Below are 17,686 nucleotides of genomic sequence, written 5' to 3'. Positions count from 1 at the left end.
GCAAGTCCGGGCGGAGGAGGAGGATTTCGCGATCTTAGCACGCTAAGTGCGAGCCGCTGCGGTCCATGGGCCGACTTTTTCGGCGGACACCGCTCATCGGCGAGGGACAGGCGCGAGTTGCACAATTCGTGAACGCTGTTTTCTTATTGCCGCGTCAAGCTTGGTGCATTCTCTGACTCACTCGCTGTTCGTTTCGTTTCTTTCCGTTTCGTGGGGACGGCGACATAAGGAGGTTTCCATGAAACATCGTGCACTGACGATTGGCGTCATGATTGCCGCCTTGGGCACCGCCGGAATCGCCCAGGCCAATCCGGGCCATGGCAATGGACACGGTCATGGCAATGGTCGTGGCAACGACCACGACCACGGTCATCATGATAGACATCACCATGACCGACATGGCGGCGGTCGCGACCGTGATCGCGACGATCATCGCGGCTGGTACAAGGGCGGCCACCTTGCCGATCACTACTATCGGGACGATCGCTACTGGGTCCGCGACTGGCACGCTCGCCACCTGCGGGAGCCGCCGCGAGGACACCGCTGGCTGAACATCGACGGCGATTACGTGTTGGCGGCTGTTGCCACCGGCGTGATCACGGCGATCATTCTGAATCGTTGATCACGTCGATCGTGCTGGGCGCTGATCGGAGACGATGCTTCGTGCTTCGTGCTTCGTGCTTCGTGCTTCGTGCTTCGTGCTTCGTGCTTCGTGCCTCGGCGTCACGCCGCTTGCCACCAAAGCGGCAGTGTCTCTCTCCCGGCTTCTGGTAGGCTCTTCGCTTCGCTCCATTGGCGCCGTTGACCTCCCATGAATCTCAAGGCTCTCAGACTTTTCCGGTTGACCGTATTGCACGGTTCGCTGTCGGCGGCCTCGCAGGCGGCCAACCTGAGCCAGCCCGCCGCCAGCCGGTTGATCGCCTCGCTGGAGGCGGAGCTCAAGCTGACGCTGTTCGAGCGTACCCATCAGAAACTGCTGCTGACCCTGGAAGGCGAGCGCTTCTATCGAGAAGCCGAGCACATTCTCAACGCCGTCGAGGAGATCCCTACCATCGCCGGCGAGATCCGCCAGCAGACGGTCGAGAGCCTGCGCATCATCACTTCCGCGCCCATCGGCGCCACGCTGCTGCCGGCGGCGATCGCCCGGCTGCGCGAGAGCTGCCGCGAGCTCAACTGCAAGATCGATATCGGCAGTCGCTTCGACGTCGAGCGCCAGGTCGGATCGCGGCGCTACAACGTCGGCCTGCTCTCGTTGCCGGTGGAGAACGCCATCGTCGAGCTGGCAGTGGAGCCTTTGCTGCAGGCGACCACCCAGGTGCTGATGTCGGCGACCCATCCGCTGGCGGCGCTCGAACGCGTGCCGGTCGAGGCACTGGTCGATTCGCCCTTCGTCACGCTCAAGCCGCAGCAGATCTGGCGCCAGCGGCTGGATCGACTGTTCGACGGGATCGGACGCAAGCCCCGAATCGCACTGGAGGTCGGCTCGACGCAACTGGTGCCGCGCTTCGTCGAAGCGGGATTCGGGCTGGGGCTGCTCGATCTGGCCTGCTGCGGTGCCACTGCGGGAGCTGACAACGAGGGCGGCGGCACCGTGATGCGCCCGATCACCCCCGCCACCGAGCTGACCTACGCCTGTATCCTGCCGCCGGCGGGTCAGCGCCCCATCGCGCGGCGCTTCATCGATACACTGCGCGAAACGCTCGAGGCACGCGGCCAGCAGGACCGCGCGTTCCATGACGGTGTGACGCTGCTCCCCTGAGTCGGACAGGGCCGCCTGGCGGTGCCGGGGCCGACCGTATTACAGCTTCAGGGTATAGCCGAGCAGGATGCGGTTCTCGTTGACGTCGCGGGTGAAGTTGGCGCGGCGTGAGGCGTTGCGCCAGCGCAGTGACAACCCTTCGAGCCAGCCGCCCTGAACGATGTACTCGATATCGACATCCCGTTCCCACTCCCGCGCCTCGCCGTCGAAGCCGTTGACGCTGGCCTGGTCGCCCATGGCGTAGCGAACCATGAAGGTCAGTCCCGGCAGCCCGAATCGTGAGAACTCATAGTCGTAGCGGGCGTGCCAGACCCGCTCGTCGGTCTCGGTGAAGTTGCTGATCTGATACTGGGAAAACAGGTAGACGTTGGTACCGCTCAGGTAGGTGAAAGGGGTGTCGCCGAACTGGGACTGATAGCCACCACTGAAGGTGTGTCCGTTCAGCCGATAGCGCAGCCGCGTGGTGACGGCGCGGTTGTCCACCTCGCCGGCCTCGGCAGCGCCCTGTTCGCTGGCGTCGAAATAACGGATATCGGCGCCCAGCCGACCCGAACCGAGATTGATGCCGTCGCTCACTCCAACGTAATGCTGGCGGTAGATATCTTCCAGCTGCGCGTAGTGATAGCCGAGCCGCCCGCGCTTACCGAGATGATACTCCCCACCGACGAACTGGAAGCGGGTACTGGTGGCCTTGCCATAGGCGCCGCTCTTGCGATTCAGCGCCATCGGCTCGTAGTCGGTCTCGTCGCGCTGGCGTGTGCGGTTGAGCTGGCCCGCGGTCAGCTCCAGCCCGTCGATGTCGGTCGAGGTGATCTGGGTGCCGAGAAACGACTGCGTGAACAGCCGGCTGGCATTCGGTCGCAGCGACGGCAGACGCGGTTCGAGGTAGCCGTAGCGCAGTATGCTGTCGCCGGCGCGGATCTTGGCGGTGGCGCCGAACTTGGTGTAATCGTCCTCGGCGCGGTCATCGTCGTCGATCTTGAGCAGGCCGGTGCCGGAACGGGATAGGCTCGAGTCGAGTTTCACCCCCAGCATGCTGATGGTATCGACGCCGAACCCGACCGGGCCTTCGGTAAAGCCGGAGTCCGCCCGGAACAGGAAGCCCTGCGCCCACTCCTCGCGCTTGTTGTCGTCCCTGTCGCCCTCGAGATAGTCGCGGGTGATGAAGTAGTTCTTGAGCTCCAGAGAAGCGGTACTGTCCGCCAGGAAATCGGCCTGGGCTGGCGCGGCGAGCGCCAGAGTCAATGCCAAAGTGCAGGTGCCCGCGACAGGCGTTGCTATCGAGAGCAGGGTTGTTGTCGATAGAAGCGTTGTTGTCGATAGAAGCGTTGTTGTTGAAAGGGCCGGGAGCGCGCGTGCGAGTCGGGATCGCCGGGGTGTAGTGCGGTGGCATGGCGTGTTCATGGTGAACTCCTGTTCGTTTTTCATGTTGTGGGGAGTTGCTGGTGGAGCGCGTCCTCGCGCGGCGATGACCGTCACACGGACGCAGGTTCCCTGCCTCGCCCGCCGAGCGGACGAGGGGCAGTAATAGACAATGCGATGCGAAGGCGAGTGCTAGCGCTGAGGTGTGCTATCCGGCGGTGTCACCGGAGTGACGACATCGAAGGCGCCGTCGCGCTCGAAGGCGGCGAACTGCTCGGCGGCGAAGGGGGCGATGCCGGCGTTGTCGTGGCCGACGTCGGGCACGGTCTGGAACGCCCAATGGAAGTCGAAGCCGTAGCGGTTGGCCTTCTGCTCGGCGGTCTTGTAGTAGATCCAGGCGCGCTCGACCCGGTTGTTGCCCTGGGCCATCGCCTGGTAGCTGCGGCGCAGGTACTTGTGCCAGGGGTCGGTATCCTCGGCGCCGACGGTCACCAGCAGATTGAGGCCGGCGAGCTGGCGCTGGGCGTCACGGTCGACCTCGACCGGCGCACCCTTGAGTCCGTAGGGCCATTCGTTGTCGGTGTCGGGCAGTGTCCACCAGCCCGCCGCCGAGCAGATCGCCGCCTGGACCCGCGACTGCGGCACGAAGGTCAGCATGCGGTGGACGAACTGGCAGCCCGCGCTGTGACCGAACAGGTAGTAGCGTTGGCGTTCGGTCTGACCGGCCTGCTCGAAATCGGTGAAGAGGCCGTCGATGACGCTGTACGACCATGCCTCGGGCGGGTTGGATTGGCCGTCGGCACTGACCAGGTTGCCCAGGTTGTAGCCCGCGACGCCGGGATAGTCCTGCTTGGAAAAGCGTGGCACGACGATGGTAAAGCCGTACTCGTCGGCGGCGTCAATCCAGGCGTCGCGATAATCCTCGGCGTTGCGCTTGAGGCCGGTCAGCACGAACACGATCGGTGTCCGGGCATCGGCGCCCTCGGGCACGTAGCTTGCGACTTCGATCTGGCGCTGGCTGTCCGGCAGCGTGAAGGTCGATTCATGACTGCCCGTGGCCAGGGTCTGAGAAGTATTTGATACCTGAGACGTCTGCGAGTGCGCCAGCGGCGACAGAGCGAGGCCGCCCAGCGCCAGCATGAGGCGAAGAGAGCGTCTTGATGTTATTGGCATGATCCTTCCTCTTCTTTTTCTTCTTCGAAAGCGCGTGCAAGACGCGTGGCGAGATGCCGGGCCGAGGCCGCCATCGCCAGGGCGATCTGGCGGCTCTGTCCGGTGTAGTGCCCGGGGGCGAGGGCCTGGTCGAGCGCGGCCCGGTCGCCGTAGTGGCGGCGCACGGTATCGTTTTCGAACAGCGCCTCGGCAAAGGAGAGATCGCCGTCACGACTGGCGACGATGGCCTCATGGACGAGATCGTGGGCGCGCTGGCGGCCGATCTCGTCGCTCAGTTCGAGCATGATGTGTTCGGACATCAGCGGCGCGGCGTTGGCCATCAGGATCTCGCGCATCCGCTCGGGGCGGGGAGCCAGCCGGGTCAGCAGCGTGTGTTGGGTGGCAGCGACCCGATAGGCGAGCGCGCCAGCCTGATCCAGCAGCTTGTAGAGGCGGAAATTGCACGACGCATCGCCCTCGTGGGAGGGGCGCGCGGTTTCCAGCGCCGGCGCCACCAGGCTGCGCAGCTCGCCGGCCTCGGCCAGCAGGTTGACGGCATACTTGGGGTTGAACTTGTGCGGCATGGTGCTGCTGCCGACCACTTCATCCCCCTGGTTTTCGCTGACTTCCTCGAACTCGTTGGCCATCAGCGTGTAGAGCTCCTGGCCGAGGCGCTCGCAGCCGGCGGCGTAGAGTCCCAGCGTGGTGATGTACTCGACCAGGCCGTCGATGGCGGCGCGGGAATGAACGCGCGACACGCCGAGGCCCAGCCGCGTCGCCAGCGCTTCCGCCAGCGGCTGGCCTTCGTCGGCGTAGCTGTGCATGGCGCCGCTGGCGCCGCCGAAGGTGAGCACGAAGGCGCGGGATTCCACCGCTTCCAGCCGCTCGACGTTGCGCTCCAGCTCCTCCATCCAGCCGGCGACCTTGTAGCCGAAGGTGATCGGCAGGGCGTGGCGACGGTTGGTGCGCGAGACGCACGGCCATTCGGCACCGCGCTCGGCGAGATCCGCCAGACACTTGAGCTGCGCGGCGAGCTGCGCCTTGAGCCAGCGATGCGAACGCTTCAGCTGCAGCATCTTGCCGGTGAGGATGATGTTCTGCGTCGTGGCGCCGAGGTGGACGTAGCCGCCGGCGTCGCCGTCGCAGCGTTCGGCCAGCGCCCGCACCAGCGACATTACCGGCGACATGGTGCGTTCGATGTCCGTGGCCAGCGCCTCGCGATCGAGCTGATCGAGGGTCGCGCAGCGCTCGATTTCCGCCGCGGCGGCAGCGGGAATCATGCCGCGTTCGGCCTGGGTCAGCGCCAGCGCCCGTTCGACCTCCAGCCAAGCCTGCCAGGTGGCATCGCGACAAAAGAGGTGGTCGGTCGAATCAGGCAGCGCATCGGCCGAATCGGAGAGCAGCTCAGCGTTCATAGTGGGTTCTCATGGTCGATTCGCAGGAGATCGAGGATCAATTGACGCCGACGAACAGCGCGGTATAGACGAACAGCACGATCAGGCCGCCGATCAGCGGGACTGCGGTGCGCTTGACGATATCGATGGGCGAGCAGCCGGCGGCTTCGCTGACCGCGATGATCACCCCGGAAACCGGCGACAGTGACCGCGCGATCCCGGCGGTGAACTGCAGTGGCAGCAACAACGCTACCGGGCCGGCGGCCGTGGCGGCGGCGACGTTGGGTGCCAGGCCGGCGAAAGAGAAAAACGCCGCGTTGCCGGAACCGGTGAGGATGGCGGTCACCGCGACCAGCAGACAGGTGACCAGGGTCATCCCGAACAGACCGAATCCCGCGCCCTGCGCCGCGCCGATCATGAAGTCGATGGCCCCGATCGCGGTGAGGCCGGCGGCGAAGAACTCGGCGCAGATGATCAGCGAAATGATCGAGGAGAACATCTGGCCCATGCCCTGGAAGAAGGTCATGAAGCCCTTGAACACCGCCTGTAGCTCACGGCGCTTGCGCACCATCTCGCAGAACAGGCCCAGCACGGCGCCGATGATCATCGCCGTCACCACGCCGATTTCGATCTGATGGATCAGCAGCTTGCTGAAGATCAGGATCAGCGTCAGCGGCAGGATCGGCAGCAGCGCGTACAAACCGGGGACACGCGGAGCCTCCGTCTCGCCATCGGCGATGGCGTGGGCGGTCGGGTCGGGATCGACCACGTGTCCGCTGCGGCGATCGAAATACTTGGCGCTGAAGTAGGTCAGCACGCAGATGATCGGCACGATGAACAGCGACGCCGGAATCTGGTACTGGGCGAAGTAGATCGCCACGTCCATGTTCGCGGTATGCGCGGCCAGGTTGGCGGTGCCGGAGGCCGGCCCCAGGTCGAGGACCGAGGTCATGCCGATCATCGCGGCGGCGGACGCCTTGCTGACGCCCAGGCGTACCAGCGTCGGGTAGAGCGTGACCAGCAGCAGCATGGCGAGCCCCGCTGCGCTGGGGATGAAGATGTTCAACACCTGTCCCACGGCATAGCCGAGCGCCAGAACCAGATAGGGCGCGCGCATCCGCGCCAGCGGGCGGGTGCCTATGTTGACCATCGCCTGGGTGGCGCCGATATGGTCCATGTACTTGGCGAAGCCGCCGGCGGCCATGATGATCAGCCCCAGCCCGGCCAGGCGGTAGGACATGATCTGGTGGATGAACTCGAAGATATCGAAGCCGGCCCAGCCGCTGGTTTCGGTCTCCTTGAACAGCACCGATTGCGCGGGGAAGAACAGCGCGGTGGCGACGAACAGCGCAAGCCCGGCGAGCAGCAGCACGGTCTGCGGTTGGTATTTCTTGATGACCAGCGTGCCGGCGAACGCTGTCACCGCCATGGCTATGAGAAACGCGACCATGATCGAATCCCTTGATTGTTGGAGTCGACACGGTAGTCAGCGCCGGCGGCGCGAGGCTATTGCGTTATCGCTATGCCCGCATCGCGTTTTTGCATGTCACGATAACTTTTTGAAATTAAATCGATAAATATCCGGTGAAAGTCTTATTTCGACCCGTGTTGCGACCAAAGATGTAACGGCCCGAGCCATCTTTCGATGACCCGGGCCGTCAATTTTCAGCCAAAGATGGGCGATGCCTACACTTCGACGTTCAGGGTCACATCGATGTTGCCGCGAGTGGCGTTGGAGTAGGGGCAGACCTGATGGGCCTTCTCGACCAGGGCTTCGGCCTGTTCCCGATCCATGCCCGGCAGCTTCACCGTCAGCGTCGCTTCGATGCCGAAACCCTCGCCCTTGGGTCCGATGCCGACTTCGCCCTGGATCCGGGTATCGTCGGGCAGCTTGGCCTTCTCTTTCGAGGCGACCAGTTTCAGTGCGCCGATGAAGCAGGCGGAATAACCGGCCGCGAACAGCTGCTCCGGGTTGGTGCCGTCACCGCCGGCGCCGCCCAATTCCTTGGGCGTCGACAGTTTGAGATCGATGGCACCGTCGGCGGCGGTGGCCCGGCCGTCGCGGCCGCCAGTGACAGTCGCCTCGGCACGGTAGAGGACTTTATCGAGTGACATGGTGAATCTCCTTGCGGGTTAAAGATCGCTGTCTATTTAATCGCGCGCGATCTATTGGGGTAAAAAAGCTGGTTGAAAATAGTCTTCTATTAAACGCGCCAACGCTTCACTGAGTGTCGAGTCGCTGACGCAGCCCATGCAACGCGTCGCGCAGCTGGGCGGCTTCCTCGGGCGTGCACTGGGCCGCACAGCCGGCGGCATGGGGGATCGCCTTGGCCTGCTCGCGCAGCGAACGGCCCTTCTCGGTCAAGGCGATCTCGACCTGGCGTTCATCCTGGCGCGAGCGCTGCCGGGTGATGAGCGCCGCCGCTTCCAGCCGTTTCAACAGCGGTGTCAGCGTGGCCGAATCCAGGTACAGCTGTTCGCCGATCTCCGATACCGTCTGCCGGTCCCGCTGCCACAGCACCAGCATGGTCAGGTACTGGGGATAGGTCAGATCGAGCTCGCGCAGCAGGCCGCGGTAGAGCTTGTTCATCGCCAGCTGCGTCGAATAGAGCGCGAAGCAGAGCTGCGATTCGAGAGCCAAGGCGTCGTCGGTGTCGTTGCGTGTCGTCATGTAGCCAATCTATATCGCGCACGACTCAATCGCTAATTAGGTTTTGCTATGAAGGTGATCACGTGGAGGATCGCGTCAACAGACGCTGGCGGGTCGATCGATCACGCGGGAGCAACCCCACGCTGAGCCCGAAAGGGCGAAAGGCGCGATTGAGAGAACCCAGTGATTGGGTGCCGCTGTCGTTCTCGATGGCCGAGAGCGTCCGGCGGCTCACCGACGCCAGTGCGGCATAGCGGGTCTGGTTCATCTCCAGAACCTCCCGGCGCAGTCGTTTCAACAGCGCTCCCGTGGTGATTTTTTCCTCGAACAGCTGGTCGAGCAGATCGAACAGCAGCGCTTCGCGTTCCTGGGGAGAAAGACGGCTCATGTCAGCCCCCAGGCATCGAGTTTTTCGTCGAGATAGTCGAACCCTAGCGTGGGCAGATCGAGAATCGAATTCGGCACGCCTCGCTGCCGCAGGCGAGCCTTCAGGCCTTTCAATCGTCTTCCCAGCTGGCGAAGCTCGGCGAGCAGGTCGTCGGCGGGAACCAGCGGATCGAGCCGTTGAGCGATCCCTTGCCAGTCGAAACGGCCGCCTTCTTCGTAGGGCGCGCCCCATTGCGTGGTGCGCATGATGCCTTCGGGGTCCGCCTTCATGGGCGCGAAATCATAGACCGGCGCCAGCCACAGGCCATCGGGACGCTTGATCATCGCGGTATTGCGGCCATGATTGTCCGAGTTGCCGAAAACGACGTTGAGGAGATCCCGCTTGACCCACTCCGCAACGAAACAGGAAACGTCGAAGGGTTCGCCCATTTCTCTGACGCGATATTGCTGCTGACACTTGGCAACCAGCGTGTCGATCGCTTCGAAATGATTGAGGAAAGTGCCCGGAGGCTTCTCCAGCAGCGAATAAAGCGACTCCAGACCGAAGAGTGTGCGTTCTCCTTCGATGAAATCGACATCGAATCGAGGCAGCCAGAGGCTGGGGTAGCGTGCCCCTTCGATGAGTTCCATACCGCGGATATCGATGGTATCGACGCCCAGCGCCTGCAGCTCGTGATAGTAGTAATACTCCGCGCGCAGGATGTCGCAATCGATGTCCGAGCGGCGGCCGCGGGGGAATTTCACCAGGTAATGCGCATCGGTATTGCGGGAGTCGTCCTGCCAGGTATCGATCCAGATCTCATCCTGCGGGCTGCGACGCAGCAGTAGTTTGGGTGCTTCGCCGCCAGCGCCGGTCGCACCACCGCCGGCAGCGCCCACCTGCTGGGCATATTCCAGAAAGTCGGTATGGCGTTCCACGACATCGTCCAGCGTGAATCGATGGTGTTTCAGCTGGCTACCCGCCGGCAGTTGGGACAGCGCCTGCTTGATTCGCAGATTGCCGACGGGCGCTATCGTGCCTTGGGCCAGCAAGGCGTGATCCTGCTCATGCGGGGGAAGTGACTGAAGCCCCAGTTGATTGACCCAGTAACGACGGCTGGCCCCCGACGGCATGATGTCGTCGAGCATGGCGAACCAGTTCGTCCGGCGATACAGGAGCATCAGCTCGACCGGCAAGTTCAGACTGCAGGCGTGCTCGTCATCCCGGCCCATCCAGTCGATGGCGTAATCGGTCGAGTAGCCCAGCGCAATCGTGCCGCGTCGACCCGCCTTCGGATCGTCGATCTGAAGTTCTGCGGCATCGTGCCATTGGCCATGATGGAACAACTGTATCGTCAGTGACATATCGAGTGTGCTGGGTAAATTATTGCTCAAATTTAACATGTCCGACTGTGGGTGAGCTATTTTTTGCTCATCAAATGTTTTTCTCGCCATTGGTGAGAAATAAATTGCTCAAAATAGCGACATCATCGCCACCGATCCCAGGCCGGCTGTGGCTCCAGCGATTCCCGCAGATAGTCTAGAAACGCCCGCACCTTGCGCGTTCGCAGGCGGCGTTCGGTGGTCAATACGTGAATGTCGCGGCGGCCGGGCATGACCTCGCCGCGCCACGCTTCGAGCAGCGGGACCAAATCGCCCCGCGAAAGCGCATCGCCGATCAGCCAAGTTGGAAACAGCACCAGACCCTGGCCCAGCAGCGCGGCGCGTAGCAGGCTCTCGGCATCGTTGCTGTAGAGGTTGCCGGCGACCTCGAACGGGGTCGAACCGCTCTGGTTCGGCGCCTGGAAATACCAGCGCTGGCGGCCCATCTCACCCTGATAGAGCAGGCAGTTGTGATCGCTCAGCGCCTCGGGCGTCCGCGGCTCGCCGTTCGCGGTCAGGTAGCTCGGTGCCGCGGCCACCACGTAATTCATCGGTGCCAGGCGGCGTGCCACCAGCGAGGAGTCGGCCAGATCGCCGACGCGAAAGGTGATGTCGTGACCCTCGCGCACCGGGTCGACGACGTGATCGTTCAGCTGCAGTTCGGCGGTGATACCGGCATGCTGACGCTGGAAAGCATGCAGCAGCGGCACGATCTGGCGCTGGCCGAAGGCGACCGGCGCATTGATCCGTAGCACGCCGCTCGGCTCGGGGTCGGGGTAGGTCAGCGCTTCGGTGGCAAGATCGAGCCGCTCCAGAATCTCGCGCACTTCCTCGTAGTAGCGCTCTCCCGCCTCGGTCAGGGTGACCGCACGGGTATGTCGGTACAGCAGCGGCTGCCCGACCGCCTCTTCCAGCCCGCGAATCTGACGGGACACGGAGGAGACCGCACGGTGGAAGTGATGCGCGGCCGCGGTGAAGCTGCCGGTGGCCGCGACCCGTTCGAACACGCGCAGGGCGTTGAGATCCAGCGAATTGAGATTCACGACGTTGAAACCCATGGCTTTGAAATGTCTGAGGTTGCGTCTGGCGCAATAAAGATTTGCGACGCTTTCGATTGTAGCAACGATCGGAGCCTACCAGACTGCGTCCATCGATCCGGCGAGATACCGGATCTTCCTGACTCGACTCCCTGACTCGAAAGGAGGTCATCGATCATGCGTAAAGGGACTGCACTCGTCGTCGGCGCGACCGGCATTACCGGCGGCAATCTGGCGTCTTACCTGGTGGCCAGCGGCTGGACCGTCTACGGCCTTTCTCGTCGGCCCACTGAGCAGAGCGGCGTGATTCCCGTCGCCGCCGACCTGCTGGACAAGCCCGCCACCGAACAGGCGCTGGCCGGCCTGCCGATCACCCACGTCTTCTACTGCACCTGGATTCGCCGCGACAACGAGAAGGCCAACGTCGAAGCCAACAGCCAGATGATGCGCAATCTGTTCGAAGCGCTCGACAGCGACAAGCTCGATCACGCTTCACTGGTCACCGGCACCAAGCAATATCTGGGCTCGTTCGAGGCTTATGGCAGCGGGCGCATCGAGACGCCGTTCCGCGAATCCGAGCCGCGTGTGCCGGGCGACAACTTCTACTACGCACTGGAAGACGTGCTGTTCGAAGCCGCTGAGCGTCACGGTTTCGCCTGGAACGTGCACCGCCCGCACACCGTGATCGGCTACGCCCGCGGCAATGCCATGAACATGGGCACGACGATCGCCGTCTACGCCTCGATCTGCCAGGCGACCGGCCAGCCGTTCGTCTATCCCGGTTCGCAGACGCAGTGGAACGCGCTCACCGACATGACCGATGCGCTGGTGCTGGCGCGCCAGATGGAGTGGGCCGCCACCACGCCGGGCGCCGCCAATCAGGCCTTCAACACGGTCAATGGCGATGTCTTCCGCTGGCGCCGGATGTGGCGCGAGATCGGCGAGTACTTTGGTCTGGAAAGTCAGGGGCCCGAAGCCTCGGACGACCCGGAGACGATGCAGCCGCTGGAAACGCAGATGGCCGGTGCCGAATCGACCTGGCGCGAGATCGCCGAAAAGCACGACCTGGTCGAGCCGGATGTCAGCAAGCTCGCTTCCTGGTGGCACACCGATGCCGATTTGGGCCGCGATCAGGAGTGCGTCAACGACACCACCAAGTCCCGCGACTTCGGCTTCGACCACTTCCGCGAAACGCGAGCGGCGTTCTTCGACCTGTTCGATCGCCTGCGCGCCGAGAAGATCATCCCCTGATCCGGTCTCGGTGATCGTTTTTTGATCGACGGTAGTTCTTGTCGACGACAGCAAGAAAACCGGCGCCTTCTCGGCGCCGGTTTTCGTCGTCATGAACTCGCGGAAACCTGGATCGCGTTTAGACCAGAAACGCGAACTTCTCGCTGGTCGCTGTCCTTGTCGCCTGTTCCAGAATCTGGATGCGGTTTCATGAGTCCGCATCCTGGTCCTGGTCGCCGCCACGATATGGATGCTTCACTCTTTTATCAGGACCTAAGCTTGCCTTAGGATCTCCTTCGAGATAACCAATCAGGTTTACGAGTTAGGTTGTAGAAACCAGTCAAAGTATTTTGTTATCAACGGTCTCACAATAAATACAATAAGTCCTACCGTGATCGGCGTCAGAACCAGTGTCCGATGCCACAAGGCCCAACTTTCGGCCAGAGAACCCAAAGCATAGAGTGAGAGCGTCACAATGGGATAAACGAAAATAATCATGACGATTGCCACTCTGATTTTGGATGGCCTTATGGGAACAACGGCGGCAACGTTGTGTGTCCTTAGAGTTTCCGAATCGCAGGTCATAGCTCTCGATTTTTTCAAATGACTAACTTCCTAGTATTCGGCACTCGGCCGTTGGCGAAAATTCTTATACCAGAGGTCAAGGCGCGGATGAGCGGAGCCGAAGGGTAGTTCGAACCGCTCTCGGCAGGTTTGAAAAATCGGAAATACTGTGCAGTCTGCTACTGTAGGCCTGTCTCCTGCCAAGAATTCGTTATCCCCGATCGTTGCCTCCAGAACATCCAATATTTCTGTGACGTATACCAAGATTTTGGAAGCGACCTTCAATGAAGGCGACGGCTCCATGGCAGGAAATGATCGGGTGATATTCCAGAGCCAAAGTTGAGACCGGGCCACCAGATCGGTTCCCAGACGTTCAAGCGAACGTATTTTTGCGCGAGAAATAGCGTCTACCCCAATCATCGATTTTTCGGGATGGAGATCCTCGAGATATTCGACAATCGCGGCCGAGTCTGTAATCGACATACCTTCATCCGTGACGAGGGTTGGAGCTCGTCCGCTGGGATTGATCGCGAGGTATTCGGGCGACTTGTGCTCTCCTCCCGCGTAGTCGAGTTCATATCGTGGAACGTCGATTCCTTTTTCGTTCAGGTAGATGATGACGCGCCGCGGATTCGTCCCCTTTTGAAACTGGTAGAGTAGCATTCCATTCATCCTCCCAATGTTTTGCATTTCAGCCACTAGCCATGTCCACGACATCCTACCCACAATTTTTAGTGTTACAATATAGTTTTTATGCTATTACCCGGGTAATGCTTTGAGGGGTGAGAATGGCATCCGATCGTTTAACACGCGTACCGTCCAGAGAAGCACTTGCGGATTTCATTCGTAAATGTCGCGAACGTACATCTCCAGAATCGCTTGGCTTGCCGCAAGCGCGCCGCCGCCGAACCAGTGGCCTTCGTCGCGAGGAAGTCGCCGCTTTGGCTGGTATCGGTTTGACATGGTATACCTGGTTTGAACAGGGGCGAGACATAGCGGTGTCGGATGATTTTCTGCATCGATTGGCACGTGGGCTTCGACTCGATCGAGCCGAAAGAGAGCATCTTTTTGCACTGGCTGGTCGCGATAAATTTGCGGATGGATTTGAAAGTGATGAGCTTCCTCAGTCGTTCATAAGAATGATCGATTCTCTTGATCAACCCGCCTATATCATGAACAGTTCCTGGGATATTCTCGCGCATAATGAGGCGGCCAGTCTTCTGTTCGAAGACTTCAAGTTGCCGCGACCGAACATGCTTCGTATTGTATTTTTTTCCGATCATTACCGGAGGATAATTCAAGACTGGCAGCTTGCGGCAAGACTGGTCCTGCTCAAGGCACGCCACGATTATCTGACGGGCGGAAAGAACCCGATTTTGGGCTCTATCCTCAACGAGGTTCTGCAAGCCGTTCAGCAAGCTAAGGAATGGTGGGATGATTCCGAAATTTATCGGATCGGCGATACGGACATTACGCTTCGCGATGCTCGGGGCAGTTGGCAAAGCTATCGCATCAGTATTCTTGTTTCTGAGGACAGGCCAGGACTACGAGTTGCCTTCTACGATGCAAAAGGCACAGCTTGAGCGGGCAACTCGGACATGTAGATTTTTCCTTCGGTGTGATCACCGGTAAAGAGGCACCCGTGCGCCGAGAAGATCATTCCCTGATCCGGCCGAAGTGATCATTTTTTGATCGACAGCAGTTCTTGTCGACGACAGAAGGAAACCGGCGCCTTCTCGGCGCCGGTTTTCGTCGTCTTGGGTGTTGAAAACGCCCGGATCGTGTTCAGACCAGAAAGCTGAACTTCTCGCGCAGCTGCTCCCAATGCGCCCGTGAGCTGGCCGCCAGTACTGTGCCCTGATGGATCGTCGGCTGGTAGGGCGTGCCGTCGAGTAGCGCCGAGTAGCCGCCGGCCTCGGCGTGAATCATTAGCCCCGCGGCGTGATCCCATGGCATTAGCTTGCCGGTGAGCATGAAGTCGACGAAGCCGAACGCCATGGTGCGATATTCGTGGCAGGCGCAGCCGAAGGCCATCATGCGCTGGAAGTCGGGGAAGGTCGCCGCCAGCTGATACTGCTGCGGCTTGGCGAAAAGCCGGATCGAGGTCGAGCCGACCATCTCGTCGAACTTGTCAGTGTCCGACACCTGCAGCTGGCGCTGGGTGCCGTCGGGGCGGCCGAACCAGGCACCCTCGCCATGGCGCGCGACGATCCAGTCATCCGCCAGCGGATCGTAGAGCAGGCCGAAGATGGTCTCGCCGAAACTGGTCGCCGCCAGAATCACCCCGAACTGATTGAGCCCTCGGGCGAAGTTCCAGGTGCCATCGACCGGGTCGATGATCAGTGCCAGCTCGGCACCGGCGATGTCGTCGAGATTGGCGCTGCCATCGGCGACCGCTTCCTCGCCAATCACCGTCGCCTCCGGCATTAACCCGCGGATCGCCGCCGTCATCATCCGCTCTGCGCCTTGGTCGGCGTCGGTCACCAGATCGTCCGGCGCACTCTTCGAGCGGATGTCGTCTTCGGAGAGATTGCGAAAGCGCGGCAGAATTTCGGTCTTGGCGGCATCGCGCACGATCTCGATCAGGCGCTGCTGTTGCTCGAGGCTGATGGCTCTGGCTGGCATGCGAATCTCCTGGTTCGTTGGGTCTCGTTTCTAGGGTAACCGATTCCGGCGATCCGGTTCGTCGGCTTGAGTATCAGTCTGCGTCTTCAGTCCACGCCATCAATCTGCGCCGTCAGTCCACACCAGAGGTCGACGCCACCTGACGGTCGCGACCGGCGCCGAGCGCCATGACCAGCGCGGCCAGGGCAATCGCGCTCACCAGAAAACCCACCACGTTCCAGCCGCCGCTCCAGTCGTGCAGCACGCCAACCAGCAGCGGCCCCATCGCCGCCAGGGTGTAACCGATGCCCTGGGCCATCGCCGAGAGGCTGGCTGCGGTGGTGGCATCCGGCGCGCGCAGCGCCAGCAGCGTCAACGCCATGCTGAAGGTACCGCCCTGGCCCAGACCCAGCACTACGATCCACAGCCATATGCTCGCGATCGGTGCATAGAGACAGCCCAGCAGCCCGATCAGGGTGAGCGTCATCACCCCGATCAGCACCGCCCGCTGGTCGCGCATGCGGCTGCCGATCCACGGTGCCAGGATCGCCGTGATCACCTGCAGCAGAATCGACACCGACAGCGCCAGCCCCGCGGTGACCGCCGCCAGGCCGCGATCCTGCAGGATCGTCGGTAGCCAGCCGAACACGATGTACGCCAGCGACGACTGCAGCCCCATGAACAGAGATACCTGCCACGCCAGCGGATCGTGACGCAGACGCGCGCCGCGACGGACGGGCACGCGAACGGGCTTGGTGCCCTTGAGCTGCGGCAGCCAGAACAGGGCGGCGATCACCGCCGGCAGCAGCCAGAACGCCAGCGCACCCTGCCAGGGGCCGGTTGAAGCCCCCTGGGAAGCGTTCTGCCACAGCCCGCCTAACTCCTGACGCAGCGGCTCCGTGGTGCCCGCGGCGGCGGAAGCGCCGAGGTTGAGCGCCACGGTGTAGAGCCCCGTCATGATGCTGACGCGCCGGGGGAAGTCCCGCTTGACGATGCCCGGCAGCAACACCCCGATGACTCCGATACAACCACCGGCGACCGCCGTACCCAGAAACAGCCCCGCCGTGCCGACCGTTGTAACAACATAGGGCCGCGCCAGCAGCGCCACCGCCAATACCACAAGCGCGGCGAACACGCTCCGCTCCGGCCCGATACGACGCACCAGCTGCGGCGCCAGCGGCGCCGCCAAACCCAGGAACAGCACCGGCAGCGTGGTCAGAATGCCTTGCCAGCTAGGGGATAGCGCCAGCGCCTCGGCGATGCTGCCGAGCACCGGAGACACGCTAGTCAGCGCCGGGCGTAGGTTGAGCGCCACCAGCAGCAGCGCCACAAGAGTCAGAACGCCCCGGCGGGGCATCGCGGAAGTCGACAAGAGAGCCATCCTTGGAGATCGAAAGATATTGCTTCACGGCGGCAAGCCAAGGACGCAAGGGTAGCCGATCACGGTCAATATCGGGATGGTTCTACGTCGATAGTCTAGGGTGGGTAGTGGTTTTGACTTCAGTAACGGGCTTTGGGCGTCGTGATGTGCTGTTGGTCCCATGGCGATGCGAGCAGGGCGGCGCTGATGCGATGGCGCAAAGTTAAAATTGCGGGCAGCGCTATTTCAACTTCGCTTCAAAGATGAAATAGCGGTCAGGCGCTTTTGTGTCGACCTGTAACGTGATTCACCGCGATTCGCTCATCATATCGGTGAACTTCGCGACGACGATTCCGCTCAAATTTCACGCCGTGGGATGGGTTGGTCTATGAAGTGGACCAGCTATCACTTGTAGTTGATCACTTCCCTGCAAGGCTCATCGCGAAATCGAACAGCACGGCGAAGATCGCAACAACGCCGAAGCCTCCTTAGATCCACATCAGTACCATGCGCAGCCATCGAGGGGAGTGTTCGATCGCCTGGCGTCGATCGGGGCTGTCATTGAAGTTCCGAGCCGCCGCACGGGGAAACGCTCTCGACATCAGCGTCGGACCGTAGCGTCCCATGCGCGCGAACGAGACCGGGTAGCCCTTGAAAAGGATCTCGTTTTTCTGTGTGAAGCAAGAGAAGTGCTCATCGGCTTTATTGATCAGCAGAGGGGCGAGAATGATGCTGGTTAGGCCGAGCAGGAAAGCCTGCCCGCCGAACAAGGCGAAGCCCAGGGCGAAAATGGTTTCCCAGGGATAATTACTCATCTTGGCCTGT

The 17,686-nt window shown here is 61.8% G+C and carries 17 protein-coding genes; 4 read left to right on the top strand and 13 right to left on the bottom strand.

What is annotated here, in order from left to right:
• The first annotated feature begins 238 nt into the window (after window positions 1–238).
• Both DOM36_RS07430 and DOM36_RS07420 read left to right on the top strand, forming a co-directional pair.
• Window positions 239–622, top strand: coding sequence for an RcnB family protein (locus DOM36_RS07430; RefSeq protein WP_110642291.1), 384 nt, complete (start codon window positions 239–241; stop codon window positions 620–622).
• 189 nt (window positions 623–811) lie between these two features.
• On the top strand, window positions 812–1,759 hold the full coding sequence (locus DOM36_RS07420; RefSeq protein WP_110642289.1) for a LysR family transcriptional regulator: 948 nt from the start codon (window positions 812–814) through the stop codon (window positions 1,757–1,759).
• A 39-nt stretch (window positions 1,760–1,798) separates the two neighbouring features.
• Here the strand turns inward: DOM36_RS07420 and DOM36_RS07415 are convergent, their stop codons facing one another.
• From DOM36_RS07415 to DOM36_RS07375, 9 genes are all read right to left on the bottom strand, one after another.
• On the bottom strand, window positions 1,799–3,010 hold the full coding sequence (locus DOM36_RS07415; RefSeq protein ID WP_198651229.1) for an OprD family porin: 1,212 nt from the start codon (window positions 3,008–3,010) through the stop codon (window positions 1,799–1,801).
• Window positions 3,011–3,313: 303 nt separating this feature from the next.
• Window positions 3,314–4,294 carry a hypothetical protein gene (locus DOM36_RS07410; protein WP_198651228.1) on the bottom strand — a complete coding sequence of 327 codons (981 nt, stop codon included), beginning with the start codon at window positions 4,292–4,294 and terminating at the stop codon, window positions 3,314–3,316.
• On the bottom strand, window positions 4,285–5,688 hold the full coding sequence (locus DOM36_RS07405; protein ID WP_110642283.1) for a lyase family protein: 1,404 nt from the start codon (window positions 5,686–5,688) through the stop codon (window positions 4,285–4,287). Before DOM36_RS07405 ends, DOM36_RS07410 begins: the two co-directional genes overlap by 10 nt.
• A 37-nt stretch (window positions 5,689–5,725) precedes the next feature.
• Entirely contained in the window at window positions 5,726–7,117 is a 1,392-nt protein-coding gene (gene dcuC, locus DOM36_RS07400; RefSeq protein ID WP_110642281.1) for a C4-dicarboxylate transporter DcuC, read from the bottom strand.
• A gap of 236 nt (window positions 7,118–7,353) precedes the next feature.
• The gene (locus DOM36_RS07395) at window positions 7,354–7,782 is read right to left on the bottom strand and encodes an organic hydroperoxide resistance protein (RefSeq protein ID WP_110642279.1); all 429 of its coding nucleotides are present in this window, start codon (window positions 7,780–7,782) and stop codon (window positions 7,354–7,356) included.
• Between the two features lie 106 nt (window positions 7,783–7,888).
• Window positions 7,889–8,338: a MarR family transcriptional regulator gene (locus DOM36_RS07390; RefSeq protein ID WP_110642277.1), complete on the bottom strand. Its 450-nt coding sequence runs from the start codon at window positions 8,336–8,338 to the stop codon at window positions 7,889–7,891.
• 58 nt (window positions 8,339–8,396) lie between these two features.
• Window positions 8,397–8,705, bottom strand: a complete 309-nt coding sequence (locus DOM36_RS07385) for a transcriptional regulator (protein ID WP_110642275.1) — start codon at window positions 8,703–8,705, stop codon at window positions 8,397–8,399.
• A complete protein-coding gene (locus tag DOM36_RS07380) occupies window positions 8,702–10,048 on the bottom strand; it encodes a HipA domain-containing protein (RefSeq protein WP_110642273.1) in 1,347 nt (448 codons plus the stop codon). The genes DOM36_RS07385 and DOM36_RS07380 overlap by 4 nt, the downstream gene beginning before the upstream one ends.
• A gap of 122 nt (window positions 10,049–10,170) precedes the next feature.
• Window positions 10,171–11,094, bottom strand: coding sequence for a LysR family transcriptional regulator (locus DOM36_RS07375; protein WP_110642325.1), 924 nt, complete (start codon window positions 11,092–11,094; stop codon window positions 10,171–10,173).
• Window positions 11,095–11,280: 186 nt separating this feature from the next.
• Between DOM36_RS07375 and DOM36_RS07370 the strand changes: the two genes are divergently transcribed.
• On the top strand, window positions 11,281–12,354 hold the full coding sequence (locus DOM36_RS07370; RefSeq protein WP_110642271.1) for an SDR family oxidoreductase: 1,074 nt from the start codon (window positions 11,281–11,283) through the stop codon (window positions 12,352–12,354).
• Between the two features lie 594 nt (window positions 12,355–12,948).
• Here DOM36_RS07370 and DOM36_RS07360 read toward each other — a convergent pair.
• Window positions 12,949–13,560, bottom strand: coding sequence for a glutathione S-transferase N-terminal domain-containing protein (locus DOM36_RS07360; RefSeq protein ID WP_110642267.1), 612 nt, complete (start codon window positions 13,558–13,560; stop codon window positions 12,949–12,951).
• Window positions 13,561–13,685: 125 nt separating this feature from the next.
• On the opposite strand from DOM36_RS07360, the gene DOM36_RS07355 reads away from it, so the two are divergent.
• Entirely contained in the window at window positions 13,686–14,480 is a 795-nt protein-coding gene (locus tag DOM36_RS07355) for a helix-turn-helix domain-containing protein (protein WP_110642265.1), read from the top strand.
• A gap of 202 nt (window positions 14,481–14,682) precedes the next feature.
• Here the strand turns inward: DOM36_RS07355 and DOM36_RS07350 are convergent, their stop codons facing one another.
• The 3 genes from DOM36_RS07350 to DOM36_RS07340 all read right to left on the bottom strand — a co-directional run bounded on the left by DOM36_RS07350 (window position 14,683) and on the right by DOM36_RS07340 (window position 17,676).
• Window positions 14,683–15,522, bottom strand: a complete 840-nt coding sequence (locus DOM36_RS07350) for an inositol monophosphatase (RefSeq protein ID WP_110642263.1) — start codon at window positions 15,520–15,522, stop codon at window positions 14,683–14,685.
• A 112-nt stretch (window positions 15,523–15,634) separates the two neighbouring features.
• Window positions 15,635–16,882 carry an MFS transporter gene (locus tag DOM36_RS07345; protein ID WP_110642261.1) on the bottom strand — a complete coding sequence of 416 codons (1,248 nt, stop codon included), beginning with the start codon at window positions 16,880–16,882 and terminating at the stop codon, window positions 15,635–15,637.
• Between the two features lie 467 nt (window positions 16,883–17,349).
• Window positions 17,350–17,676: a hypothetical protein gene (locus DOM36_RS07340; RefSeq protein ID WP_110642259.1), complete on the bottom strand. Its 327-nt coding sequence runs from the start codon at window positions 17,674–17,676 to the stop codon at window positions 17,350–17,352.
• Window positions 17,677–17,686: the final 10 nt, after the last annotated feature.

It is taken from the genome of Salinicola sp. CPA57 (assembly GCF_003206035.1).
GTDB lineage: Bacteria > Pseudomonadota > Gammaproteobacteria > Pseudomonadales > Halomonadaceae > Salinicola > Salinicola socius.
This window is presented reverse-complemented; position numbering and strand designations above follow the sequence as displayed.

Excerpts from the sequence above, each read along its gene's own strand:
- DOM36_RS07370 (WP_110642271.1), top strand. The coding sequence starts at position 11,281 with ATGCGTAAAGGGACTGCACTCGTCGTCGGCGCGACCGGCATTACCGGC.
- DOM36_RS07430 (WP_110642291.1), top strand. The coding sequence starts at position 239 with ATGAAACATCGTGCACTGACGATTGGCGTCATGATTGCCGCCTTGGGC.
- DOM36_RS07355 (WP_110642265.1), top strand. The coding sequence starts at position 13,686 with ATGGCATCCGATCGTTTAACACGCGTACCGTCCAGAGAAGCACTTGCG.
- dcuC (WP_110642281.1), bottom strand. The coding sequence starts at position 7,117 with ATGGTCGCGTTTCTCATAGCCATGGCGGTGACAGCGTTCGCCGGCACG.
- DOM36_RS07345 (WP_110642261.1), bottom strand. The coding sequence starts at position 16,882 with ATGGCTCTCTTGTCGACTTCCGCGATGCCCCGCCGGGGCGTTCTGACT.
- DOM36_RS07410 (WP_198651228.1), bottom strand. The coding sequence starts at position 4,294 with ATGCCAATAACATCAAGACGCTCTCTTCGCCTCATGCTGGCGCTGGGC.
- DOM36_RS07340 (WP_110642259.1), bottom strand. The coding sequence starts at position 17,676 with ATGAGTAATTATCCCTGGGAAACCATTTTCGCCCTGGGCTTCGCCTTG.
- DOM36_RS07405 (WP_110642283.1), bottom strand. The coding sequence starts at position 5,688 with ATGAACGCTGAGCTGCTCTCCGATTCGGCCGATGCGCTGCCTGATTCG.
- DOM36_RS07420 (WP_110642289.1), top strand. The coding sequence starts at position 812 with ATGAATCTCAAGGCTCTCAGACTTTTCCGGTTGACCGTATTGCACGGT.
- DOM36_RS07350 (WP_110642263.1), bottom strand. The coding sequence starts at position 15,522 with ATGCCAGCCAGAGCCATCAGCCTCGAGCAACAGCAGCGCCTGATCGAG.
- DOM36_RS07380 (WP_110642273.1), bottom strand. The coding sequence starts at position 10,048 with ATGTCACTGACGATACAGTTGTTCCATCATGGCCAATGGCACGATGCC.
- DOM36_RS07385 (WP_110642275.1), bottom strand. The coding sequence starts at position 8,705 with ATGAGCCGTCTTTCTCCCCAGGAACGCGAAGCGCTGCTGTTCGATCTG.
- DOM36_RS07360 (WP_110642267.1), bottom strand. The coding sequence starts at position 13,560 with ATGCTACTCTACCAGTTTCAAAAGGGGACGAATCCGCGGCGCGTCATC.
- DOM36_RS07395 (WP_110642279.1), bottom strand. The coding sequence starts at position 7,782 with ATGTCACTCGATAAAGTCCTCTACCGTGCCGAGGCGACTGTCACTGGC.
- DOM36_RS07390 (WP_110642277.1), bottom strand. The coding sequence starts at position 8,338 with ATGACGACACGCAACGACACCGACGACGCCTTGGCTCTCGAATCGCAG.